This window comes from Hydrogenophaga sp. (assembly GCF_018780385.1).
Taxonomy (GTDB): domain Bacteria; phylum Pseudomonadota; class Gammaproteobacteria; order Burkholderiales; family Burkholderiaceae_C; genus Hydrogenophaga.
In genome coordinates this window covers 1-23,475 of the sequence record NZ_JADMJO010000009.1, presented here as the reverse complement: position 1 = coordinate 23,475, position 23,475 = coordinate 1, and the positions used below count along the sequence as shown (strand labels likewise).

Annotated in this window: 14 protein-coding genes; 6 read left to right on the top strand and 8 right to left on the bottom strand. The window is 59.4% G+C overall.

The genetic code is table 11. The features are described from left to right. Position 1: 1 nt before the first annotated feature. From IV113_RS06295 to IV113_RS06275, 5 genes are all read right to left on the bottom strand, one after another. On the bottom strand, positions 2-1,066 hold the full coding sequence (locus tag IV113_RS06295) for a hypothetical protein (protein WP_291081865.1): 1,065 nt from the start codon (positions 1,064-1,066) through the stop codon (positions 2-4). Positions 1,067-1,326: 260 nt separating this feature from the next. Continuing rightward, positions 1,327-3,531, bottom strand: a complete 2,205-nt coding sequence (locus tag IV113_RS06290; protein ID WP_291081863.1) for a DEAD/DEAH box helicase — start codon at positions 3,529-3,531, stop codon at positions 1,327-1,329. 17 nt (positions 3,532-3,548) lie between these two features. Then, on the bottom strand, positions 3,549-4,856 hold the full coding sequence (locus IV113_RS06285) for an ATP-binding protein (RefSeq protein WP_291081861.1): 1,308 nt from the start codon (positions 4,854-4,856) through the stop codon (positions 3,549-3,551). Further along, positions 4,853-7,252: a TerB N-terminal domain-containing protein gene (locus IV113_RS06280; RefSeq protein ID WP_291081859.1), complete on the bottom strand. Its 2,400-nt coding sequence runs from the start codon at positions 7,250-7,252 to the stop codon at positions 4,853-4,855. Before IV113_RS06280 ends, IV113_RS06285 begins: the two co-directional genes overlap by 4 nt. A 534-nt stretch (positions 7,253-7,786) precedes the next feature. After that, the gene (locus IV113_RS06275; protein ID WP_291081857.1) at positions 7,787-8,452 is read right to left on the bottom strand and encodes a hypothetical protein; all 666 of its coding nucleotides are present in this window, start codon (positions 8,450-8,452) and stop codon (positions 7,787-7,789) included. Between the two features lie 590 nt (positions 8,453-9,042). Here IV113_RS06275 and IV113_RS06270 point away from each other — a divergent pair. From IV113_RS06270 to IV113_RS06255, 4 genes are read left to right on the top strand one after another with little or no spacing between them, the layout of a single operon-like run. Beyond that, positions 9,043-12,165, top strand: coding sequence for a hypothetical protein (locus IV113_RS06270; RefSeq protein ID WP_291081855.1), 3,123 nt, complete (start codon positions 9,043-9,045; stop codon positions 12,163-12,165). Then, on the top strand, positions 12,162-16,076 hold the full coding sequence (locus IV113_RS06265) for a hypothetical protein (protein ID WP_291081853.1): 3,915 nt from the start codon (positions 12,162-12,164) through the stop codon (positions 16,074-16,076). Before IV113_RS06270 ends, IV113_RS06265 begins: the two co-directional genes overlap by 4 nt. A 9-nt stretch (positions 16,077-16,085) precedes the next feature. Next, positions 16,086-17,252, top strand: a complete 1,167-nt coding sequence (locus IV113_RS06260) for an ATP-binding protein (RefSeq protein ID WP_291081851.1) — start codon at positions 16,086-16,088, stop codon at positions 17,250-17,252. Positions 17,253-17,261: 9 nt separating this feature from the next. Further along, a complete protein-coding gene (locus tag IV113_RS06255; RefSeq protein WP_291081849.1) occupies positions 17,262-17,696 on the top strand; it encodes a hypothetical protein in 435 nt (144 codons plus the stop codon). 253 nt (positions 17,697-17,949) lie between these two features. Here the strand turns inward: IV113_RS06255 and IV113_RS06250 are convergent, their stop codons facing one another. The 3 genes from IV113_RS06250 to IV113_RS06240 form a co-directional block, all read right to left on the bottom strand. After that, positions 17,950-19,134 (bottom strand): branched-chain amino acid ABC transporter substrate-binding protein, encoded by a 1,185-nt coding sequence (locus tag IV113_RS06250; protein ID WP_291081847.1) that lies wholly within the window; start codon positions 19,132-19,134, stop codon positions 17,950-17,952. 189 nt (positions 19,135-19,323) lie between these two features. Next, a complete protein-coding gene (locus tag IV113_RS06245; RefSeq protein ID WP_291081845.1) occupies positions 19,324-19,758 on the bottom strand; it encodes a DNA polymerase III subunit chi in 435 nt (144 codons plus the stop codon). 7 nt (positions 19,759-19,765) lie between these two features. Beyond that, positions 19,766-21,274, bottom strand: coding sequence for a leucyl aminopeptidase (locus IV113_RS06240; protein ID WP_291081843.1), 1,509 nt, complete (start codon positions 21,272-21,274; stop codon positions 19,766-19,768). Between the two features lie 25 nt (positions 21,275-21,299). Between IV113_RS06240 and lptF the strand changes: the two genes are divergently transcribed. Both lptF and lptG read left to right on the top strand, forming a co-directional pair. Beyond that, on the top strand, positions 21,300-22,424 hold the full coding sequence (gene lptF, locus IV113_RS06235; RefSeq protein ID WP_291081841.1) for an LPS export ABC transporter permease LptF: 1,125 nt from the start codon (positions 21,300-21,302) through the stop codon (positions 22,422-22,424). After that, positions 22,421-23,475: LPS export ABC transporter permease LptG (gene lptG / locus IV113_RS06230; protein ID WP_291081839.1), on the top strand; the 1,055-nt coding region annotated here is incomplete at its 3' end. The genes lptF and lptG, both read left to right, overlap by 4 nt.

Genomic DNA, 23,475 nt, shown 5'->3' with positions numbered 1-23,475 from the left:
GTCAGTCGGCTTGAAGTCTCCAGAGCCCGCTGCCTTCGAGCTCCCGAGGTATCAAGGCCACACCGAAGGGCCTAGTCTCGACCGGCGGTGGGGCGTCGTCCATGGTTTGCACGAATGCCTGCCCCTGCATCGCTGCAAGAAGCCGCCGGCTCAGGAAGTGGTTGTTTTGCGGCGCGCGGCAGTGAAGGCACATGTTGCAGAACGGGAAGCGGGTGGGCTTGCCGTTGATAACGTCCTTGCGGTCAATTAGGTTGAGGCCCTGAGCCGCCAGCTCGTCGTTCGACACCACCGCGTGCATCGCCTCAAGCATGTTCGATAGGTTCGCCACGGTGTACGCAGGCGGGTCCCAGCGCCCTTCATAGAAGTCTTCAGCGGTCAGCGCCTCGCCATTCGGCGAAGAGCTCCCGGCCATGTGCTCCAGCACTTGCTTGACGGGCTTCTTGCATGCCCAACACTCATCTTCGATGAACTCCACCAGGTGAGGCCGGTCGTAGCGGGGAATCGTCCAGTTGAGGCGCTTCTGGAGCATGGCCTTCACGAAGTCGGGCAGGCTCACGTCGAAACGGTCGACCGTCGGCAGCTCGCCGACCACCACAGGTTGCAGGCTGAAGGCGGGGGTGTCGCGGTCAAAGACGATGGTCCCCCGGCGCGCTCGTGCCCCGAAAAACCAAGCACCTCGCACTCCGGAAGCCTTGTACCGCTGCTGCCTGCGCAGGGTCTCCGCATCGGTCTGGGGCGACATTTGCACTTCGAGCGCGAGTTGCGCTGTACCTTTTTCGCAGAACACGTCGGCAATCCAAGCTTCCCCTGCAGGGCATACCCCGGGCCTCTCGGTCGTGACGGTCCATCCTGCGTCCAGAGCAGCTTTGGCGACGAGGGACTTGCAGTAGAGGTGCTCCGGGCTCTCGTCGGCGGTGGTGCACTCGCCCCGGCGGGCGTGGGCGAAGAAGAAGTTGCCGCGCCTGCTCGTCTTGGGGATGGCGGGCACCTTGCAACACGGCATCCAGAGACTCAGGCCCTTCGCCTTGTGGGAAGCCTTGAGCCCCTGCCACTGCTCCGTGCTCATCGCGAACGCGTGAACATCCCCTTGGTCACTTGAAACTCGTATCGGCATACTGCACCCTAGCTAACCTGCATCTTCGGCCACCATCTCTTACATGCAAGGCCTACGGTATCGGCAAGGTTCTCGACCAGTGTCTCCCTACCTAGGTATTCGTCATCCCTGGCTCGAAGCAAGAGGCCCAGGCTCTCGAAGAACTTGCTGATTGGCTTTGCCATACTTGCTTTACTTCCTTTCGTGCATCGCTCGCTAGGCTTGGTGGGCGCCTATCGCCCAGGCAGTGACCGCGTCCACTCCAGTGCAGCCTCAACGTCAAGGTGCAGGCTCGCATACGTCTCGCGCAACAGGCTTTCAGGGAGCGTCCAGTCCCATTTCTCTCGGGCCAGATTCTTGGTATCGGCGAGCAGCATCTCAAGAGGTGGCGTTTCGTCTACCCCCGCGTCGAACAAGACGTCTTTGACATCCTCTACCGTGCTTTCACCTTTCTGAACCTCCACACCAGGACCAGACGGACTAGCGGTGAAACCACGACGTTGAAGCAAACATGCGAGCGCCTCATTCGTGGCGTCCCCCAGCCAGGTCAGCACCAATACTTCGGCGCCTTGGTCCAACAGATACGCTTGGGATAGGCCTCGAGCTTTGTAGTTCGTCCTTGCCTCATGGACAAACCGTCGTGCGACTTCGTCAAGGTAAGGCGGAGTGTCTTCGGACTCCAGCAACTCTCGCATCCTTTGCCGAACGCGAGTGTGCGTTCGCCCGCCCCCGCCCGAGAAGACTGGCGGTACACCACCTGCGGCACGCACCACAAAGATGGCCTTCTGGGCTTCATCGATATCTTCAACGCGCCAGGTTTTACCTGCGAACAATATGCGCTGACCAATCATCAGTGCTTGCGAGACGGGCAATGTTCCGAGGGTCTGCCCACCTGCCACGATGCGGAACTCTTCCTCGGAAGTGAATGCAGCATAGAAGCTGTAGTGGTTGACGAACTTCTCACCGACGCGGCCATGGAGCAAAACGCCTGAAGCTTCCTGCATCAGCAGCTCCTTCTGCCCGAGATGCCGCACGAGTTCGACAAACCTTTCCCGAGATATACCCTCGAACGGCGTGCCAGGACCACACAGCACACCATAAAGCTGGCCAATGGTCGCGCCGCCGTTTTGCGCGATGTAAGACAGCATCTGTTGGACCAACGTCGACAGGTGGGCACCTTGCGTCCTGGGTGGTTCAAACCAGCCTTCGAGCAGCAGGGAAATCATCGCTGTCATTTGAATCGTGCCTAGTCGCAGTTCCTCAGCAATTGAGGGGGTCCCACCAAGCGCTTCCTCAACGCAATAGCCTCGAAGAATGGCAGGCTCGCCCTTGCGGCGGCCGGAACGTCCAAGGCGCTGGCGCAGGCTGGCAACCAGCGGCGGCGGACCAATCTGGGCGACGCTTTTGACGGCCCCGATGTCGATGCCAAGCTCTAGCGTGTTCGTGCATATGGCGGTCGCCGGCCGCTCCTTCTGCTTGAGAGCTGCCTCGGTCTCCGCACGTATTTCCTTGGAAAGGCTGCCATGGTGTGGCCAAAATTCGTTCGGTACTCGCTGTGCCTCACACAGCTTGTTCAACAGATGCGTGTACCTCTCGACCTCGCGCCGGGAGTTGGGAAACACTAGGTTGTTTGACCCTCTCAATCCTTTGAAGATATGTACAGCAATCTGCCCAGGGGTGACGGGCTCAGGCACTTCCTCGTCTTCTTCGTCGGCCAAGACCACGAGCGGCTCTTCGTATCCTTTGACCAAAATCTTGAGCTCACTTCCAGCAGACTTTGATTCCACCAATTCCACTGCTGAGCCTTTACCAGGCCTGAGGAAGTCGGCGGCCAGACTCATATCCCCTAGCGTTGCTGATAGGCCTATGCGGGGAACCGTGCGTCCGATGGCCATCTCGATGCGATGCATCAACGACTGAAGCTGCTTCCCACGTTCTGCGCCAATGAATGCGTGCAGCTCGTCAACCACAAAAAAGGTCAACCGTTGGAACACGGCACTGACCGACGACCCTCGGTTGCACAGTTGCGCCTCCAGCGACTCGGGGGTGATGAGAAGCACGCCTTCTCGTCTGTTCGTGAACCGAGTTTTGAGCGACGCAGAAATGTCACCGTGCCATGGCCAAACAGGTATCTCCAGCTGTTCGCACAGGCGTTCCAGTCGGCCAAACTGGTCATTGATGAGCGCCTTGAGGGGACTGACGTAGACGATAAGACCTGGCGGATTTGTATGCAGCAGATGCGTCAAAGCAGGCAGAAATGCAGCCTCGGTCTTCCCAGCGGCGGTTGCTGCGGCGACGATGACGTCGCGGTCAGCCTTAAGGATGAGGGGGATGGCGGCTTCCTGGGCGTCTCGCAAAGACTCCCAGCCCTCGGCCCAAATGAAACGTTGTATGCGCTCATCAAGCTGATGAAAGGCGGATGAGGGAGCTTCTGACATCCGAGTTCAGTGCAGGCTCACATCTTGAACGATGCGAATTCGTCGTCACCAGTCACTTCAACAGCTTGGTCTGATGCTCCGCCTGTGTCGGCCGCGACTTCAATTCCTCCCAGCAGCTCTTGCCAGGAGGCGCCGAGGTTCTGCTCAAGCACCGCCAGCAGATTGATGAATGCTGTGATGGTGGTTCGTGGTGTACGAAAGTAAGTGTCGCCAATACGCTTGGAGCAGTGCTCCATGAAGCTCATAACTGCTTGGTCGGGAACCAGATGCTTTGACACGTCACCGAAGGCATACACACCTCGAATCTTCTGCAGCAGAACATAGAAGTCTTCTGGGGTGAGGCTCGACAGCCGGACGACGGGGCCACTGAAATCGACCAATCCGTTTGCGGCGAAAGTGTTCTGCGACAACCGGCTCTGCAGCGCAGGGTAGCTGTATAACCCGCGTCTGGTGTCCAGCAGGAACTCAGGCGTCCCTCCAAGTACGAAGCCAAGCCCGACCGCAGTGCCTTGAAGTGAATCGTTCAGGATGCGAAGAATCTGTTCATAGTTGGCATTGCGCGCTTGCGTGTTTGCGAGCTTGTACAAGTTCACCAGCTCGTCCAGCCCAACCAACAATCCACCGAACCCGGCGAGTCGAACAAATCTGGCCATCAGCTTGAGCTGGTCGTACACATCTGCGTCGTCAACGATGGTTCGAACTCCCAGCGCCGCTCGTGCGTCGGTCTTCGTGTTGAACTCGCCACGCAGCCAGCGGACAGCGTCAGACTTCAGCTGTTCGTTGCCCTCTTCATAGCCTCTGCAGTAGGCTGCTATGACATCGGCAAAGTCGTAGCCATTGACCAATTCGGTGAGCTGCTCGAGCTTCTGCCGCAACACTGTTTCGGTTGGTTGCCCAGATGTCTTGCCTTCAGCCTTGGCCGTGGCAATGAACTTCTCCACGATGCCACCCAGCGCGCCACCATCGGGCTTGGTTCGGGTCGACAAGTTTCGCATCAGCTCCGCATAGAGCGAGCGTGCCTGCCCACCACTGGCATGCAGCCGTCTGTCTGGATTGAGGTCGGCGCTGGCGACAACCAGTTTCTTCTCCATCGCAACCGCTCGAACAAGGTTTAAGAAGAAGGTTTTTCCTGCGCCGTACTCCCCGATGACCACGCGGAAGGCAGACCCTCCATCAGCAATGCGGTCAATGTCTGAAACCAAGGTCTCGATTTCACGTGTGCGTCCAACTTGGATGAGGTGTTGACCGACGCGGGGAACAACACCCGCGCGCAGAGACTGGATGACTGCGTCGCGGTCCCTGGCGCGAATAGGTTGGGTGCTCATGCTTCGACTTTCTCCAGAATTTCTGCGTTGACCGTGACCGGGTCTTCACCTTCAAAAAGAGGCATATCGTGCGCGTCAAACGCCGCCTCGTTGATGCGCTCCAGTCCGCCATCCAACATGAGGTCCAGGTCCGCAGCGATGTCCAGCAGCTCCTCGCGACTCCACTCAGGGCGAGACAGCATCATGCGGGCAAGGGCGGTGTGCGGTTCATCCAGCCCCAGGAGGCCGTTGGCCCCTGCATCAGCCTCTTCCTCGGCGTCTGCTTCCGCAGGCACCGACGCCTCTACTGAGGAGACGTCCTCGGCTTCGGTGAAAATATTGGCGAGCAATGCAGACACTCTTTCGGTGTCCTGCTGCAGAGCGGCAATCCGCGCCGGGTCGAGCCTGAACCCAGTTTCTTCGACTTTGGCGACAGCGGCGGCACTCGGCTTGCTCCCTGCAGCCACTGCATGGACATCGGTGAACACCTTCTTTGAATCGACTCCAAGGAATTTGTAGACCTTCTCCAGCATCTTGACTTCTGCAGGCGAGACCTCACCGTCTGACTGTGCCACGGTGGCCATGAATGCAGCGATGGTCTCCTTGACGCTCAACTCAAGTGGTTCAAACTTCTTTTTGAGTGCAGTGAGTGACGCCGGCGCCTGCATCAACAAGCGCAAATGCGCCAGCAGCCTTCGTGTTTGATTCGGCGTCAGATGCTTCCATGAGAGGACTGTCTGGCGCAAATGCCCCATTTCTTTGATGCCAAATTCCCCGTCAGCCGAGGCGACGGCGGAGGCCAACTGTAGGGTCAGTGCTGCAGCAAGATATGGCCCGTTCGCGCGCGAGATGGCTTCCGAGGCTGGCAGCGCGAAAAGAACCACCCTGTCATCAGGACCAGGCGGCTTCGTCCCACTCAATACGTCGGGCTCAAATCCAATGTTCATCGATTCCAGCGCCCGGGCCAGCGATACTGTCTTGAGTTTCGTGAAGGTACTCTTCGCACCCAGAGCTGTGAGCAGCTCTTGGAAAGACATGGCCACCATCCCTTCCCCCATGCGCGTCTGAAGGCTTTGAACTGCCTTTTGCGCAGCTTCTGGCCATAGGGTTGCGGGTAGTTGCAACAACGCTTCCAGCGTGGACTTCGTTTCGGAGCTCTTGCCGACCAGTCTGCTGAAAGACTCCAACGGCTTGGTGGCCGCTTCGACGACATCCTGCAGCTTCTTCACTGGCGCAGTGAGCACCGTGACATCAGGTGTGTCGTTGAAGGAGAGCTTGAGCTCGTTGTAGCCTCGAAATCCTGCCGAGGCCGGTTGGTAGACCAGCTTCAACTTCGTACGATTCCTCGGCAACACCATGCCACGGCCGTGGAGTTCAGCGTACTTCTGTGCGAACAGCTTTTCGAACTCATCTGCGCACCGTGTTGCAGGAGTGCGGAGAGAAACACTTGGGTCCAGTCGCGCCCAAGCCAGTGCGAGATGCGGCGGTACGGGTTCGCCGTCGACGGCAGCCTGACCGAGAGCCAGCCGCACATACAGTGGAAGCTCGAGTGTCTTTGGGAACGATGGGACTGGCTTCTCGTAGAGACGGACGGGATGTTGCGCAAGAGCTACCCAGTCGAGTAGTTCGCTTGCATAGCGTCTAAAGGAATTCGACTTTTGGCCGTAAATGGCCAGCAGGCGTCGCAATTCGGTTGCGATGGTCGGCCAGTCTTCATGAGCAGCGTCGTCCTTCGACGCGTCGATGATTGCTCTGCGCTCCAGACCGTAGAAGAAGAGAAAGACAAATCCGATGTCGGCTTCGGGGTCAGAGCGACCGTCTGCCAACCAGTTCAAGTAGGAACGTCGCGCGCCTGGTGAGATGTCCGCGTAGCTCGGCCAGTAATGCATCTGCCGTTCGGTGTAGTCGCCGCTCTTGGCGACTGACTTCGACGGGTCAATCAGGCATGGGTCATTCGAGCCACCAGGCGTCGGTAGCGAACTGCCAAGGTAAACCAGACCGCCGGGGATGGTGAGTCCGGCGACACTGATGGGCTGTCCGGAGGGTATCCAAGTGGCAGCGCCGAACCCCTTTGGCGCAGTAGGAACACGGAAGCCTTCATGCCTCTGCACCAGTTTTTGCGGCACAGAAACAGGGGTATCGTCATCGGTGAAGCGCGAAGCCGAGGACGGCGACCTGCCGGTCACTTCGGCAGCAAGTTTCCGAACTCGCTTGTCAGTCTGCCCCGGATTTGGGGGGCTTGGCACGTGGGTTGTTGACTTGTTGGACTGTGAGTAGAGGTACCCTAGGCCGACAACGGCCAGCAGGACCCCAGCGCCAATCCACACCTCTTGAGGTATGGACGCAAACACCGCAATCGCGCCGACTATTAATACGGCGAAAACGCCACCCGAACCAGACTTCTTCTTTTTTGCCATGCATCGTCCCCCTGTTCTCCACTTGCACGTGTAGAACTTGGCCGGCACAGCCGCCTAGTTCCAAGTTGCGGTTACTTTGCGCATCTGAGAGGGAGGCAAGGCCGCTACATTTTGGAACACGTTTGTACCACCAGATTTGACCTCGGCACGCTTCGCTCAAAAGTACATGGCACCGGGGCGGACCGATTTCACGCTCGTACCGCTCGCAAGCGACTGAGTCGCCGCATGGCTGCTAGTACGCAGGCCTCGACACCCTGAACACAGTCAGATTTGAACCAGTGGGACACACGACCCGCATCCCTGCCTTGAACAACGACTTGAACTTCAACTGGTAGGCACGGGCCCTGGCAAGTTGTCGAAGCAAGTTTGGCGGGTTACTTGGCGGATGTTTTGGCGGTGCGCAGGCAGCTATAGCTACTTGTTTTCATTACATAAAATCGGAGATGCGACCAGATTGTTGGGGCGGCATGGCCGGACTTTTGGCGGATTATTTGGCCGATGTTGCTGGGACTCTGCTGAACCGGCAGTTGGTCACTAGCCTGCTGAATCCTTGGTTGCTCCTGCGAGGTTATACGTGTCAACGACCCACGAATGCAGCTCATCTATAGACGAGGCGTGCGTAAAGACACTGCCATTGACGTAATGGGAATGGCCATTTTGGGTTTCCCAATCATACTGGGCTGCAAACTCCGCGAACTCTTCACCATCTCCGTGAATTTCCAGAGATAGCAGCAGCTCAAAGACCTTGACGATGCAATTGAACACACACAGATTCAAGTCAACCACTTGCCCGCCATAGATTTTGGTGGTGTCAGCAAATGCCTGTAGAGCCTCCTGCTGCCACGCAGCTTGTTTCTGAGGATTCTTATTCTTTATTCCCTTAATTGCCGCGACACAATCAGAGGCGCTCACTAGGCATGCGATTCCCAGGTCAAACTGGGCAGTGATATGCGCTGGGGCCTTCAGTGCAACCACATGCCGAACCTCACCTTCATGGTGGAAGTGGTTTCTAAGCGCTTTGAGTGCGACGTACTCTTTGATGTCCAGCATTGCACGGCCATGCTTTGCCGCGAGCTTGTCATCCAAACTGTGGAGGGTCTCCAACAAAGTGAACAAGGTGTCTTTTGAGGCCTTCCTGTTGTAGTCTGAATAAGCTCGAAAGAGTCGGTCTATTGCTGCTTTTAAGGGTTTTTCGGTCATTGAATTTTGCTCGAGAGGCGGCGTGGCCAGAAGTTTTATTAAGAGTGGGTGGTGACCAAGGCTTGGACTGGAGTGGTACATCCATTCGCAGCGAATAGCCATGACCTTACTCTGAATAGCGAGCAGGTCTGAAGAGAGCCGAACGTGCCGGCCGAAGGTTCAACGGTTTCCTCGACGGAAATAGCAAGAAGAGATACTGCGCGCGACCCGCTGTCTTGATGGCCCGCAGAAAGGTCTCGAGATTTGCCTGCCCGTGAGCCTCAAATCGCTTATATGTGCGAAGCGGAATGCCCGCGCGCTCCGCAAAATCGCGCTGGCTCTCCCCAGCATCGAGCCGGAGCCGTCGGACCTCTGCAGCGAGATATCGACATAGCTCGCCTTCCGGCCAGACCTTCAGATTTTCTACAAGCTGTTCAGGAGTCATCCACAGGGTGGTGCCATTTTTGGCACTAAATTTGTTGATAACTATACAAGGCCTATACCAATTGTTTCAGCGTTGCTAGACTGAAATAAGTAATAGACGACTCCACCTTTCTCGCTTGGTCGGCGCGATTGGTGATGTGGCCCCTCTGCCAAGAAAGGAGCAGACCATGCAACCTACGCCTACCCGGCGGGGTGCGAGCGCATCCGCGCGCTCGGTAACCCCGTCCCTCAATCTCGCCAAGCTCGTCGAGCTGCTGTGCAAGGCTATCGACTCTTCCGCAGGGACTGGCACGTCGCCCTTCCTACGCGTGCATGGGTCAAAGCTGCATATCAATACGCGCAGTCCCCTTTACGACCTTGTCACAGCGGAAGACTTCAAGGCGGCGTTCACGCCCGGGGAACAGGTCGGGTTCATTCGCGACATGGACATGCCCGGCAAGGGCATGGTCGCGCGCATCGGCGGTCGCTTGCTTCACGCTACCGACAGCGGCACGTCCAAGTCACTCGAGAAACTGCAGTCCCTCGTGACGGCACAGCTCGATACGGTGTTGTCCTCCACGGACATTGGCGCATTCACTTTGACGTCAACAGAAGAAGGCCTTAAGGCGCTCGCGCGGTCCGTGGGTGAACACGTGCCTAGCCCACCCTCAGCGGCGTCAATGGTTCCCGTCGTGTTCGCTTCTAGCGACCGTCGTGCAGAAGAGCGAAGCAAGGATATTGGCAGAGTCCTCACTGCGGTGGAGACCGTAGACGGTCGTGATGGCTTGGAGCTGATGCTCAAGGGCATCGAAAACAAACTCCGCAAAGACGGACTGGATGACGAGGTCGAGGAGACCCTGGAGTGCATCCGCGCGCAGCGCAACCGCCCGGGAAGCCTCATTCGCGAGTTCATTGACTTCCTCGACGACGAGGCTCTGGCCCGAGTCCGTCTCCAGGTAACCATGCGAATCATGGAAGCCTTGGCCACCCAGTCCACGAGCCCTGGTTTCAAGGAGTTCGTGAGCCGTGTTAAGCAGTGCTACGACCTCTTTGGCAGCCCCAAGGGTGAGGCACTGATGCTGGACGCTGCCACGGCTTTTGGGCAAGCCAACAACTCCGACTTTGCAGAGCACCTGCGCAAGGCGCTCTTCTACACCTGCTTGTCGGTTTGGCCACAGTGGTCAGTGCAGCTCTACGAGACTCGAACCGAGCCGACACAGGGCTTCGCCACCGTCCGTGAGGTGTCCTATCGCTTTCGGGTGAACGGAAACAACCCCGCGACGGGGAAGTCTGCATTCGACACGCGAATGGGGCGCTTGGGGGAACAACTTGTTGCTGAGGTGGACCCGAACAAGCGAGTGAAGCGGGACCTCGCCGAGCTTCTCTTCCTGCATCTGGTGACTCCCAAGTCGCTTGCCGCTCCCGACACGTTGGACGTCCTGACGGAGGCGAAGCGCTTCGCATCGCAGCTTCGAGTCAACCCCCGAGATACGGTCACGACGACTTTGGCGTCGCTGAAAGCCCGAAGCCGCACAGTTGACGAATTGGCCGACGAGCTCATCAATGTGCTGAAAAGTCGCTCGAACAAGGTGGTGTCTCTGGCGAACTCCACAGCAGACAAGTACCGCATCTCCCTGCATCGGGACATCGTCAACTGGGAGGCCATCGCCTCGATTGGTCCCAACACGGACATCCTGGTCAAGTCGCAATCCGGCGACAACTCGATTGCTTGGTTCAATCACCTCACTGTCTCGGAAGACGAAGTCGTGCCCGGTAGTCTGGCCTCTTACTCCGTCAAGACGGAGCTACAGGAGCGTGCGCTGGTCGCCGTCGGCGACGGGAATCGGCTTTCCATGAAGCGCGACCTGTCCGCCCCACTGCTCCCCATTCGTTTCATTCCCGTGCGTTGGAGCAAGGAAGAGCAGGCCATCGTTCCTGACCTTCAGGACGACAAGCCCTTTGATGCGGGTCTGGGGGTTGAACTTGAGTACGACCTTTCGCTTTTGAAACTGCGCGTCCATGGCCAAACGACTGAACAGGAGCGCGCGCTAAAAGAGCAGCTTCGTGCCGCATCGGTGACGGCCTTCACCTTGCTGACATACGTGGCCTTGTATGAAGTGCAGCGCCGGCTGAGGGCCCAGCTTCCAGATGCGGGTATCGCCATGCTGCGACTTCAGCACACCGGGCGCATGCAGGACCGAGAGGCGGACGCCAACGACGGCAACACTGCCGTCTATGCGGCTAGCCAAGCCATCGAGAAGGCACTGGCCCGGGAAGGCTTCATCAAGCTACAGGGGGTCACCACCGAGGCAAGCGCCAGTACTTTGCAGTGGAAGAGAAAGGGCGCGCTCCACGCGTTGCTCGGCGGCCAACGTCTGCAGTTCCCCCTGGAGGGCTCCTTGGACAAGGTTGCTTTGGTGACGTATGTGACGCGCCCATGCGACTCACACCCGGCTCACTCCGACGCGGACGGGTACATCTTCCTGAGCCGCACCTACGTGGCGGAGCGAGGGTCGAACGGCGCGACGCTCAAGAGCCTCTACATGCGCTCACGCCTGGTTGAGAGTCGGAAGGATTTCAAGAACCCCCAGCCCATTCTGGAAGAGATTGCGCGACTTCATGAGCTTGGCTTCAAGCACGTGATGCTGCTCTCCCAGCACTTCGGAAACCGCCATATCGGGCGGGCGGCCGAACGACATGCGCCTCATGGAACGTTGGAGTTCATGGACGAGGCGGTCAAGCGCTTCCCCGATGTTCACCTCTACACCCTGCGCAGAGACGTGTTCCCCGCTACTCGGCTACGCAAGCGCGACCAAGGCGAGAGTGGGTTTGAAGTGGTCAACTTCAAGGACCATCAGGAGATGTACGAGTCGCTGGGCAACGACGTCCTGCGCAGTGTCATGCCCATCTACACCTTTGCCACCCTGGCCGTGGTCGGAGACGAGGGGGACCGTCCTCAATCCGGGTTCTGCACCTACTTCTTTGACGTCGAGCAGCGCATCACTGACGTGGAGGTGCGGGAGACAGTGCGCCAGAACATCCTCGGCATTGGCAGCGAGGCCGCAGAGGTCCGCAAGTCGTTGGTGAGCGTCCTTCGAGCTATCCACTTCATGGAGAGCGAGAAGGCCCCCGCCAGGGCTAGCCCTGTTCTTCTGCCAGTGTTGGACCCATACGGCTGGGTCAATCCCGTAAAACGTGCTGGTGCTGGAGAGATTGAGGCAATGACCCGGAGGCGGACAGGCTCCGTGTTCCTGTCATTGCCTGCTGTCCTGGCTCACGTCACTAAGGTCCTCCACAAGGGTGCTGAATGACGGAGCTGACGTTTCACCAGCAGGCCGTTCTCTGGGGGCAAGCCTACGAAGTTCTCGTCAAGCGTGGAGTCCTGGCCTATCTCATCGAACATGGCCTCATCGAGCGCAATCGGCCAGGTCTGGAGCGATGGCGTGAGCTCAAGCTTCTAGACGTTTCCAGAAGTCTGACCAATGAACTCCACATCCTTGATGAGTCAGCTCGAGACGTCATCAAGGCCGCAGTCCGCCACCTGGCGCTCACAGCCTACGGGGTCGGGTATACGGCAACACGCGAGTACCTGAAAGCGGTGCGCAAGAACTTTGCCAAGAATCCGGACGCACTGAAGGTTAAGGCACTCTGGTGCCCCTTGATGCTGCCAGGCGAGTCGACGCTTGAACATAGCGCTCGTGCCGAGACCCGGGAGATGTTTTACAAAGAGCTCGGGCTGCCGGGAATGGTGGACCCTGACTGGTCCCGCAAAGGGCAGCCAGCCAACGCCGATTTCCTGCTCTGGCTTTCGGCCGAAGCATCGAAGGATGACCACATCTTGGTCCAGGAGTACTCATATGACATGCCGGCGAGTATCGGCGATTTCCGCGAACAAGGCACACACCTTGACGAGCTGACGCGGCACCGCCGTATCGTCGACTCGCGCAGTGTCTTTGCGCGAGTTGCAGCGGAGGTGACCGGGGAATCCTTCGAGCTCTCCGAGGACATCAAGAACTACCTGGGTGCACTGACCTCGGACAACAAGCCCCTCTACAAACTTTGCCAAGCTTGCTCGTACGCGGAGACCACTTTGGCACTCCTTCATGCGCGAGGGATGCTGAATCGCACTTGTCAGGTTCGCGCTCTCGCCATCACCCCCAATGGCCTTGAGAGCTTGGTCGCAACTTTCAAACCGGAGGGCGAGCCTGAGCCCCGTCGTCTTCTGATGTCCCAGATGGCAGCCGCATACCGGGAGACCGAGAAGCTACCAGACGGTGACGAGAACGGCCTTGAAGGCCTCATCGAACGAGTATTCAAAGGTGTCGTGAACAAGCTCCCCAAGGAGCTGCGCGCTGGCATGAAAGAACTTCGCTCGATGCCGCAACCGGGCGAGGACTACGTTTTTGAGTTCGAAGAGCAAGTCGCCAAGTTCTTCAACCCGGTCGACGAGTTCACGCTTGAAGAGGCAGTGGCCATGGTCGACGAAGGCCCAGAACTACAGCAGTACTTCGGTGGCTCGGTGAAGGATGCCGTCGGCGCCGTGATGCAAGAACTCAAGGGAGTGAGAGAAAAGCTGTCCCTTCGCGACGTGCACGCTGCGTCCATCGTGGCCGGAATGCAGTGCGCTAAGCAGGGGAAGCTGAACGTCGTTGCCTTGGAGGGAAATCCAGGTATTGGCAAGACGACTGCGTTGCGCGTCCACCTGGGTAAGAAGCAGGATGGGTTTCTATTCCTGTACGTCAGCCCACGGGTTGTCATCAACCGCGATGTCACGGAAAGCATGGCTCGCAAGGATGGGCGACCGACAGGCATTCTGACCGTCACGACCAACGCGCCTCTGATTTCAGCGGCCGAGCGCTGGCACAAGGACCAAGTGGCACTGGGTCTCGATACACCACGCCACATCGACGGCGCCGTAGTGGCTGACGGGGTGGAAAATCTGAAGAAACCTGTTGGCTCCATGCTGGTGCTGGCCCCAGAGCAAGAACAGGAAATCGATACCAACCACGCTTCGACGCGCCTGCGCAAGGACACGCTCTCAGAGCATGAAGACCTGGTCAAGGAACGAAGACTCATCGGCGTCTTGAAAGGAATGGCCGAGACCTCACGGGAGCTCTTGAAGGAGAACCCAGCGGTAAATAGGCTGGTGCTAACGGCCGCCCTGCAAGGCTTCCGCGAACGGGAGAACGCCAAGACCACCATCGATGCGCTTTCGAGCCTCTTTGTCAACAAGGCCTCGACAAGGGCAGGCATTGCTGAGCGAAGGTCTTTCGCCAAGAGAATGCCGACCATTGTCGTTATGGTCGACGAGTTGGCTGGCGATGGTGCCGGCGCCCGCTTTGTGCACACCATCGCGACGTGGCTTCAGGGAGAGTTCATAGATTGCTTTGAGGACGAACCGAGCCCTTTCACGGTCACACTCGTCGTCTCGGACGCTTCCCTGGGCAATGAAGTCGTGCTCGACCGCTACCTTAACGCCGGCGACCGCACCCCGGACAAGGTGCTGGTGTCGAAATCGGCAGGCCAGCTTCCATTCAGACTCGCAGTCACGAAAGTCAAGATGGGCACCGGCAAGCGCGACACGCTGCACGTCATGACCAACAGTTTTCCTGCGAGCGAACTACACCTGCACTACCGGGTTCAATTGACTGCGGTGAAGCTGGCGATGAGCGCCAAGGAGAAGAGCCTTGGGGAGCTTCAAACCCCGCGCGAGGCCATTCGAGAAGCCGCAGACGAAGCCACGCTAGCCGGAGCTACCCGCCAGATTTTCAAGGCATTGAACGCTAGCGCCCGACAGGTCATCTACTTTGCCCAGGACAAGCTGTTCTTGCGGCAACTGCGCTTGGCGTTGACTGAGAACCACGACCACGGTCTGAACTTCGACAACGTCCAGATTTTGGATTCATCGGTTCCGGGCTACCGCCGTCGAGAGCTTGTAGACCCCGAGGTCCGCGATACCGTCAAAGTCTTCCTGATGACCTCATCTGGCGCTCGGGGCGTGTCTTTCCCCCTGACGGACTGGATTGTCGCAAGCGTTCCGCGCTTCAACATCGAGTCGGCCCTGATGGAGATTGCTCAACTCATCTACAGAGGTCGGGGCATGTACACGGATGAGACCGGCGCGCAGGTGTCGGGCGACCGAGTGCCTCGGCACTTGGTCATGCTGGTCGATGACTACGTGGTATCTGATGGCGAAATGGACAAGCGACAGTGGCTGCGACAGTCCTTGGACCTGATGACCCTTCTGGTCATGCTGCGCTCCACCATCTACACGCGCATCACTGGAGACGCTGGTCTCAAGCAACCGTTGGCGCTGGTGCCGGTGGGCGCAGTTGGAACCGAGGAGCTCATCAGCCTGATGTCTCAGCATGTTGCTGAGTTCGTAAAGGAAGCGGAGGTCTTCAAGGTATCCAGCTCCGACCGCGAGCTCACCGCGCTAGCCATGCGTGCGAGGGCCAACGTCGAGGAAATCTTCTCTCGTGCGCGGTTGAACGGTGTCGCAAAACGCAATTCAGACGGCCGTTCAATGGTGAAGGCTGGCTACGTCGAGAGCTTGCTGGTGGTGGCTGCAACGCCGATAGGCTCAATGCTCGCGGCAGCGGCTGAGGGCACCAGCATTCCTGAGCACGTGCACTTCTCCGGTCCCGTTGTTGTCGAGTCCTGGGCTGATTTTGAGAAGCAGGAAGTCTTTGCGTTTGAGGGCCACGAAACCCAGTTGACCAGCGCCAGCCGCAAACTGATTGGCCAGCTTTACGAGATTGACCGCACGCATCAATGCCCGCCTGCCATGCGCAACGCGGCCAACAGCTTGCTGCGGCTGCTACAGCGCGACCAGCACGATGCGGCAAACGAGTTCCGAACGCTCAAAGAGCTCAAGTCTCCGAATACGTGGGTCGCCGTGCCCGCTGGCTACTACTCCTTTGTGCATGCGGAAACGCAGCTCGATGGAGAGCCGTTCTACCTGGACGACCAGCCGCTCTGGCAGGAAGCACTGGGGCGCACCCTGAACGCGGGCTCCGCCGTCATTCCTCCGCTGCCGAGGTACGAGTCATTCCCTTGGGCGGCGGCAGTCGGCCGGGTCAGCCCGCTTAAGCTGGACCTTGTTTTCGATGACCGCTATTTCATGGCTTCGAATGAGCTAAACCTGTTGAACACGCTGTTGTTGGCGAAGAGCGAAGACCCCGGTGATGACCTCAATCCGAACCCAAAGAACAATCCCTAGGAGACCTAGATGACACTGCCCCGCAACTTGGCCAATACAACTGAAGCCGACCTGCTGCGCTTGATTGCGATGCAGGTGACAGAAGGGACCTATCTCGACCTGAAGAGGGAGCTCCCGCGAGGCGGAGAGGCCGGTCGCCACGAGTTCCTGGCTGACGTGTCTGCGTTCGCGAATAGTTCGGGTGGCGACCTTTTGTACGGCCTTGACGAAGACGGCGAAGGACGCGCATCAGCGATTGTCCCCCTGGACGGCAACGCAGATGTTGAGGCTCGCCGCCTGCAGGACATGCTGATGAACGGTGTGGAACCGCGCATTCCGGGAGTACAGGTTCAGGCAATCACTATCGCAGCCGGTTTCGTCTTGGCCATTCGAGTGCCACAAAGCTGGGCCGGCCCTCATCGCGTGAAGACCAATCAGCACTTCTTTATCAGAGAGAACGGACGCAAGCGTCAACTGGACGTTCCTGAGGTCAGGGGCCTCTTTTTGAGGTCGGAGAATCAGGCAAAAAGTATCCGGGACTTCCGCACCGAACGACTTGGGAAGCTGCTAGCCGGAGAGGCACCGCATCGGCTTGTACCGGGACCTCTGTTGGTGGGGCATTTCGTGCCAACGCAGGCGGCACTAGGTGTCGTACAAGTAGACCCCGTGCCCTACATCCAAAATCGCCGGCTGCCAGTGCTGGGAGAGGTGATTCCTGGCTCCAGAATCAACGTAGATGGTGCGCTTGTGGTGCGGAATCCGAACGCGCAAGGTACCCATGGCTACTCGCTGCTGTTCAGAAACGGGTATTTCGAGACCGTTAAGGTGATAACAAATCCCGACGGCAACGGAGGTTCGCTTGGTTCGATTGCATACGAGCAGCAGTTCATCGGCTTGCTGGACGCCCTGCGCGCGGAGTACGAACGGCTAGAAATCGGGCTAGAGATGACTTGCATGGTCTCCATCCTGAACGCGGACAATGTTGAGCTCGGGCTGGGGAGGGACCGCGCCTTCGGACTCCCTGAGCACCAGGGACGATTTGACAGACGCCTTCTAGTCCTGCCGGATGTACTTATCCCAGGCGAGTCACCTTCCGCGAAAGGCTTGCGCCAAGTCTTTGACCTCGTGTGGCAAGCAGCCGGGCTGGAGCGCTCTTGGAACTACGACGAAGCGGGCGAGTGGGCCCCTCGGCGTTAACGAATGGCAATGGCTCAACTCGATGAAAAGACGCTGAAGGCAATCGCTGCCTCAGCCCGTGCTGCCCTTGAGAGCCTCACTGGCGGAAACGACCCCATGTTCTCTGCCTTTCCTCGAGGCGCCTGTGGGCCGGCAACAGAACTGATTGGTAGGTTTCTTACCGAGCATCACGGGCTACAAGGCTTCTACGTCTGCGGAATCGGTCATTCGCAGCTGGAAAGGGAGCAGTCGCATGCGTGGGCCGAGTTCGGGCCGTACATCGTCGACCTCACCCATGACCAGATTGCTGATACCGGCATCATAGGCTGGGTGCTGCCAAAAACCAGTGAGTGGCATTCGCAGTTTCGACGCAAAAAGCCTCGTGAAGGCTTTTGCACGCCGGAGAATTGGCCAACGTATCCTCATCGTGCGTACGGTGTGCTTCTTTCTCACCTTCTCCCGTAGCCCCGTCCGACGCTTGGTCCGCTACTGATTCGGGCCTTTGCCATCAGCTGGCGTACTTGAGCCCTGTGCGCGACGCCCGTCAGGCCTCGCATCCGTTGCACCTGCGCGATGGCATGCAATTTTCTCCTCCCTTGCCTCCAGAAGTGCTTTAAGTCATTGATTTCATTGACTTTTGGCCATCTGCTTGATAACACCCACCCCAAAAGAAAAAGCCACCCGAAGGTGGCCTTTTTGAAAAAACCGGAGCGCTGTATCAGCGGATCACGGCCAAGGTGGTGCGAGCACCGGCCTTGTAGGTCATGAGCGTCAGGGCGCCATTCTTGATGTCGCCTTTTTCGTCAAACGCGATGTTGCCGGTCACGCCTTTGTAATTGGTGGACTTGAGTGCGGGCAGGTAGACCTTGGGGTCTGCGGAGCCAGCGGTCACCATGGCGTTGGCCATGACTTTGACAGCGTCGTACACGTAGGGTGCGTACACCTGAACGTCGGCACCGAACTTGGCCTTGAAGTCGGCGCGGAACTTGTCCATGCCTTCTTTCTGTTCACCTTCAACACCACCGGCTTCGGCGCAGTACACCTGGTCGTCGGCCATGCCGTCAGCGGCCAGCTTGGGCAGTTCGCTGGAGCAGATGCCGTCGCCGCCCATGAATTTGGCGTTGATACCGAGCTGCTTCATCTGCTTGAGCATCGGGCCGGCCACGGCGTCCATGCCGCCGAAGAACACGACGTCGGGCTTCTTGGCCTTCAGGGTGGTCAGGATGGCGTTGAAGTCGGTGGCTTTGTCGTTGGTGAACTCACGGCCCACCACGGTACCGCCGGCAGCGGCCACACCTTTTTCGAACTCGTCAGCCACGCCTTGGCCGTAGGCCGTGCGGTCGTCGATCACGGCCACGGTCTTGGCCTTGAGCGTTTCCACAGCGTACTTGCCCAGCGTGCCACCGAGGTGCACGTCGTCAGCCACCATGCGGAACACGCCGGCGTAACCCTGGCGGGTGTACTTGGGGTTGGTGGCCGATGGGGATATCTGGGGAATGCCAGCGTCGTTGTAAATCTGCGAAGCGGGGATGGTGGTACCGGAGTTCAGATGACCGATCACGCCAGCAACCTTGGCATCCACCAGTTTGGTGGCGGCAGCGGTGCCTTGCTTGGGATCGGCAGCGTCGTCTTCAGCCAGCAGTTCGAACTTGGCGGGCGCGCCGCCGATGGTCAGGCCAGCGGCGTTGAGTTCTTCGATCGCCATCTTGGCGCCGTTTTCGTTGTCCTTGCCGAGGTGGGCAATCGCACCGCTGGTGGGTCCGACATGACCAATCTTGATGACCTGGGCTGCAGGTGCAGGAGCCGCCGCGGGTGCTGCGACCGGCGCGGCTTCTTCTTTTTTGCCGCAAGCGGCAAGAGCGACGGCCGCCGCAAGAACGGCCAGTTTCAGGTTCAGTTGCATGGTTTTCCTCGAAAAGGATTAAAAAGTTAAGCGATGGGAACTTTTGCCATCACGCTCATAAAGATACTCTAAAAATGACATGAATTTCACATACGTGACAAGGCGATAGCTCTATCGAGGGTTTTCTCAGACCGCATCACAGCGATGAATGAGGCATTAGCAAGGGTCATGGCCCGCAAAATTGAGCGCTCAATCCGAAGGCGCCAACTGAAGATCGTGTCGCAGCGGCTCCAGTCCGAGTGCCTTGTACTGGCGCCAGCGCTCCCGGGCGGGGGCACGGTCGGCTTCATCCTGCGTCACCACCTCGATCACCCGGCTGAACGACCCGGGGTCGTCAGGCATGTCGTGGCGCAGGTTCACCAGAATGAAGCCGGCTCGGTTTTCAGGCAATTGATGACCCAGCTGGATGGGCGAATGGCTTTTCAGCAGATCGGAGTCATCGGCGCGGCAATGCGGGACAAATTCGCCAGAGCCCATGGTCCACAAAGCAGTATCGAGCCGGGCCAGATCGCCTTCAGCTGCCCACACGAAGAGACGCGCCTTGCGCAAATAGGCCTTGCGCAAGAGCCGGCAGGCGTATCCCAGCCGGTCGGGCGCATTGAAATGGAAGGCGACTTCAGGCACAACTGCCTCAGGCTTTGGCGGAGCGCTGGGTCTTTGGCTTGACCGGTTGTGCTGCCTTGGCGGGCACTTCAGCCTGATCCAGAAGGTATTGCAGGAGCAGTGGCACGGGTCGGCCGGTGGAGCCCTTTGCGGCGCCACTCTTCCAGGCGGTACCGGCGATGTCGAGGTGGGCCCAAGGAAGTTCGTTGGCGAACTTCTGCAAAAACTTGGCAGCGGTGATGGCTCCGCCGGCGCGCCCAGCCACATTGCCCATGTCGGCAAAGTTCGACTTGAGGCCTTCGGCGTACTCGTCGTCCAGCGGCAAGCGCCAGCACAGATCGAGCGACTTCTCGCCCGCGCTGGCCAGCGCCTGGGCCAGGTCGTCACGGGCCGAGAACAGCCCGGAGCGCACGCCACCCAGGGCGATCACGCAGGCGCCGGTGAGGGTGGCGATGTCGACCACGCTGCGGGGCTTGAAGCGAGCGGCGTAGGTCAGGGCATCGCACAGGATCAGGCGGCCTTCGGCGTCGGTGTTCAGGATCTCGATGGTCTGCCCGCTCATGCTGGTCACCACGTCGCCCGGCTTCACGGCCTGGCCGTCGGGCATGTTCTCGCAGCTGGGAATGAGGCCGACCACGTTGATGGCCGGCTTGAGTTCGGCCAGCGCCGCGAAGGTGCCGAGCACGCTGGCGGCACCACCCATGTCGAACTTCATTTCGTCCATGTCGGCTGCGGGCTTGATGGAGATGCCGCCGGTGTCAAAGGTGATGCCCTTGCCCACCAGCACCACGGGCGCGCTGTCTTTGGCGCCGCCGTTGTAATGCATGACGATGAAGCGCAGCGGCTCCACCGAGCCGCGCGCGACCGACAGGAAAGAACCCATGCCCAGCGCCTCCACCTGTTTGGGGCCGAGCACGTCGGTCTTCATGCCAGGCTTGCGGCCGAGCTTTCGCGCGGCTTCGCCCAGCATGGTGGGGGTGGCGTGGTTGGCAGGCCGGTTCGCCCATTCCTTGGCAAACTCCACACCCACCACCTGGGCCTTGCCCACTTCAAAGCCACGCTGCACATCGCCTGCCTTCGCCACGCCCACCACCACTTGTTTGATGGTGCGCGCCTTGGCGCTGGGTTTGGTGGTGGTGTAGCAATAGGTGGCGTCGGCACAGGCCTGCATGGCAGCGCGCACGCAGTCATCAGTGGTTTCGATCAGGCTGAACACCACGCCGAGTTTCTGGATGCCAGGTTGTTTTAGCGAGCCCATGCCGGCGGCAACAGCCTTGCGCACCGAAGCGGCCGATCCATCTCCCACTCGTACCAAGGTTACACGCGAGGCCTTGAATCCTTCCGGCCGGTAGCACACCAGGAGCTTGGCCACGCCGCTTTCGAGATCCTTGAGCTCGACGGCCTGCGCCACCAAGCGGGTCAAAGCCTGATCGGCGGACTTCACGGTCGGGGTCGTGTCGGGCACCAGCACCAGCAGCGCGTCCACGGGCAGTTGAGCCGCTTGTGCAGTGCTGAGGGATTTGAGTTCGAAGTCCATAATTGTGGTTTCCTGTTGTGAATCGATGTTATTCCATTCTTCCATCCGCAAAGAGCTGGCGCGCAGCTTCGGGGCCACCTTGGTGGTGCTGTTCACCATCGTGTTGACGATGCTGCTGATCCGCACGCTGGGCCTGGCTTCGCGGGGCAGCGTGAATCCGCAAGAGATCGCCCTGGTGCTCGGCTACACCGTCATCGGCCGCATGCCCACCATCCTCACGCTGGCCTTGTTCGTGGCCATCGTCTTCACGCTTTCGCGCATGTACCGCGACAGTGAAATGATCATCTGGTTCTCCAGCGGGCGCTCGCTCGGGGGCTTTCTCGGGCCGGTGTTGCGCTTCTCGTGGCCCATCCTGGTGGTCATCACGCTCATGGTGTTTTTCGTCTGGCCCTGGGCCAACCAGCAAACCGACAACCTGCGCAGCCGGTTCGAGCGCCGCGGCGATCTTGAGCGCGTGGCACCCGGCCAGTTCCAGGAATCGTCGAGTGGACGCCGCGTCTTCTTCATCGACAAGGACACGGCTGGCGGCACCGAAGGCCGCAACATCTTCATCTCGAGCACCGAGGACGACGGCCGCGAGACGGTCACGTCCGCACGATCGGGTCGGATCGAGTGGGTGAACGACCAGCAGTTCCTCATGCTGAACAACGGCCAGCGGCTTGAAACGGCCGCCGACGGGAGCGGTTTGAAGGTCAGCGAATTCCAGAGCTACGGCACGCAGATCGGATCCAGCTCCATCGCTGAACGCGGCGCACAGGCGCTCAAGTCGCGCAGCACGCTGCTGCTCATCACCGAGCCCGACCGGGCCAACCTCGGTGAGCTGGGCTGGCGCATCGGCATGGCGCTCACCGCGCTCAACTTCGTGTTGATTGCCTTGGCCACCACCACCGGCAATCCGCGCGCAGGCCGTGGCGGCAACCTGTTCTTCACGCTGTTTTCCTTCGTGTTCTATTACAACCTGCTCAACCTCGGACAGAGCTGGGTGGCCGGTGGGCTGGTGGGGCTTGGCGGCTTCATGCTGATGTTGCACGGAGGGGTGTTCGTGCTGACTGCGCTCTGGTTGATCAAGCGGCACTACAACGTGAGCTTGCGCAGCTGGCGAAACAGCCGTCGCAACGCCGGCGCAGCGGCACCCGGGGTTGCTGCATGAAGACGATCCGACGGCTGATCTACGGTGAAATCTTCCTGGCGGTGGGCTTCGTGTTGTTGGCCTTCCTGTCGCTGTTCTTCTTCTTCGACTTTGTGGACGAGTTGCCTGCGCTGGGCAAACCGTCTGCGCTGGATTCCAAGCTGGTGTACGAAGTGCCGCATGCCTTGTTGTATGTGGGCCTGCTCATGCCCAACCGCATTTACGAACTGCTGCCGATCTCGGTGCTGATCGGCGCGGTGTTCGTGCTGGCGCGGCTGGCTCAGGGATCCGAATACACGATCCTGCGCACCAGCGGGCTGGGGCCCTGGCGCGCGCTGCGCACGCTGCTCGGCCTGGGCGCGGTGTTCGTGGTGCTCACGTTTGCCCTGGGCGACTACGTGGCCCCACTCTCGGACCGGACGGCCCAACTCCTCAAGGCCCGCTACCAGGGCAACATCAGCCTGGGCCAGACCGGCGCATGGCTCAAGGAGCGCCAGCCCTACAGCAACTTTTCGGTCAACGTCGGCTCGATGTCGCCACAGGGTGGTCTCGGCAACGTGCGTATCTTCGAGTTCAACAACCAGGGTTCACTGGTTTCCACGCTGACGGCCGCCACCGGCCAGATCGAGGCAGACGACTCGTGGACCTTGCGCCAGGTGCAGCGGCGCGAATTCGACACCGCCGGCCAGGCGTCGGCCCGCATCGTGCGCAGCGAGCTGGAAACATTTCGCTGGCCCAGTGGACTCAACAGCGAGATGGTGTCGGTGGCCTTGCTCAAGCCGGAGACCATGCGCACGGCCGACCTGTTCGGCTACATCCGCCACCTGCAGGCCAACGGGCAGACAGCGCAGCGCTACGAGATCGAGTTCTGGCGCAAGGTGTTCTACCCGCTCAGTTGCCTGGTCATGGTGGTGCTCGCCCTGCCCTTCGCCTACCTGCATTTCCGCTCGGGCAGCATCACCGCCTACGTGTTCGGGGGCGTGATGATCGGCATCAGCTTCTTCCTGCTCAACAACGTGTTCGGCTACATCGGCAACCTCAACCAGTGGCAGCCCTGGCTGGCGGCGGCCTC

Coding starts and splice junctions, on each gene's coding strand:
- IV113_RS06250 (WP_291081847.1), bottom strand. CDS start 19,134: ATGCAACTGAACCTGAAACTGGCCGTTCTTGCGGCGGCCGTCGCTCTT.
- IV113_RS06280 (WP_291081859.1), bottom strand. CDS start 7,252: ATGGCAAAAAAGAAGAAGTCTGGTTCGGGTGGCGTTTTCGCCGTATTA.
- IV113_RS06275 (WP_291081857.1), bottom strand. CDS start 8,452: ATGACCGAAAAACCCTTAAAAGCAGCAATAGACCGACTCTTTCGAGCT.
- IV113_RS06285 (WP_291081861.1), bottom strand. CDS start 4,856: ATGAGCACCCAACCTATTCGCGCCAGGGACCGCGACGCAGTCATCCAG.
- IV113_RS06295 (WP_291081865.1), bottom strand. CDS start 1,066: ATGAGCACGGAGCAGTGGCAGGGGCTCAAGGCTTCCCACAAGGCGAAG.
- lptF (WP_291081841.1), top strand. CDS start 21,300: ATGTTATTCCATTCTTCCATCCGCAAAGAGCTGGCGCGCAGCTTCGGG.
- IV113_RS06270 (WP_291081855.1), top strand. CDS start 9,043: ATGCAACCTACGCCTACCCGGCGGGGTGCGAGCGCATCCGCGCGCTCG.
- IV113_RS06260 (WP_291081851.1), top strand. CDS start 16,086: ATGACACTGCCCCGCAACTTGGCCAATACAACTGAAGCCGACCTGCTG.
- IV113_RS06240 (WP_291081843.1), bottom strand. CDS start 21,274: ATGGACTTCGAACTCAAATCCCTCAGCACTGCACAAGCGGCTCAACTG.
- IV113_RS06290 (WP_291081863.1), bottom strand. CDS start 3,531: ATGTCAGAAGCTCCCTCATCCGCCTTTCATCAGCTTGATGAGCGCATA.
- IV113_RS06265 (WP_291081853.1), top strand. CDS start 12,162: ATGACGGAGCTGACGTTTCACCAGCAGGCCGTTCTCTGGGGGCAAGCC.
- IV113_RS06255 (WP_291081849.1), top strand. CDS start 17,262: ATGGCTCAACTCGATGAAAAGACGCTGAAGGCAATCGCTGCCTCAGCC.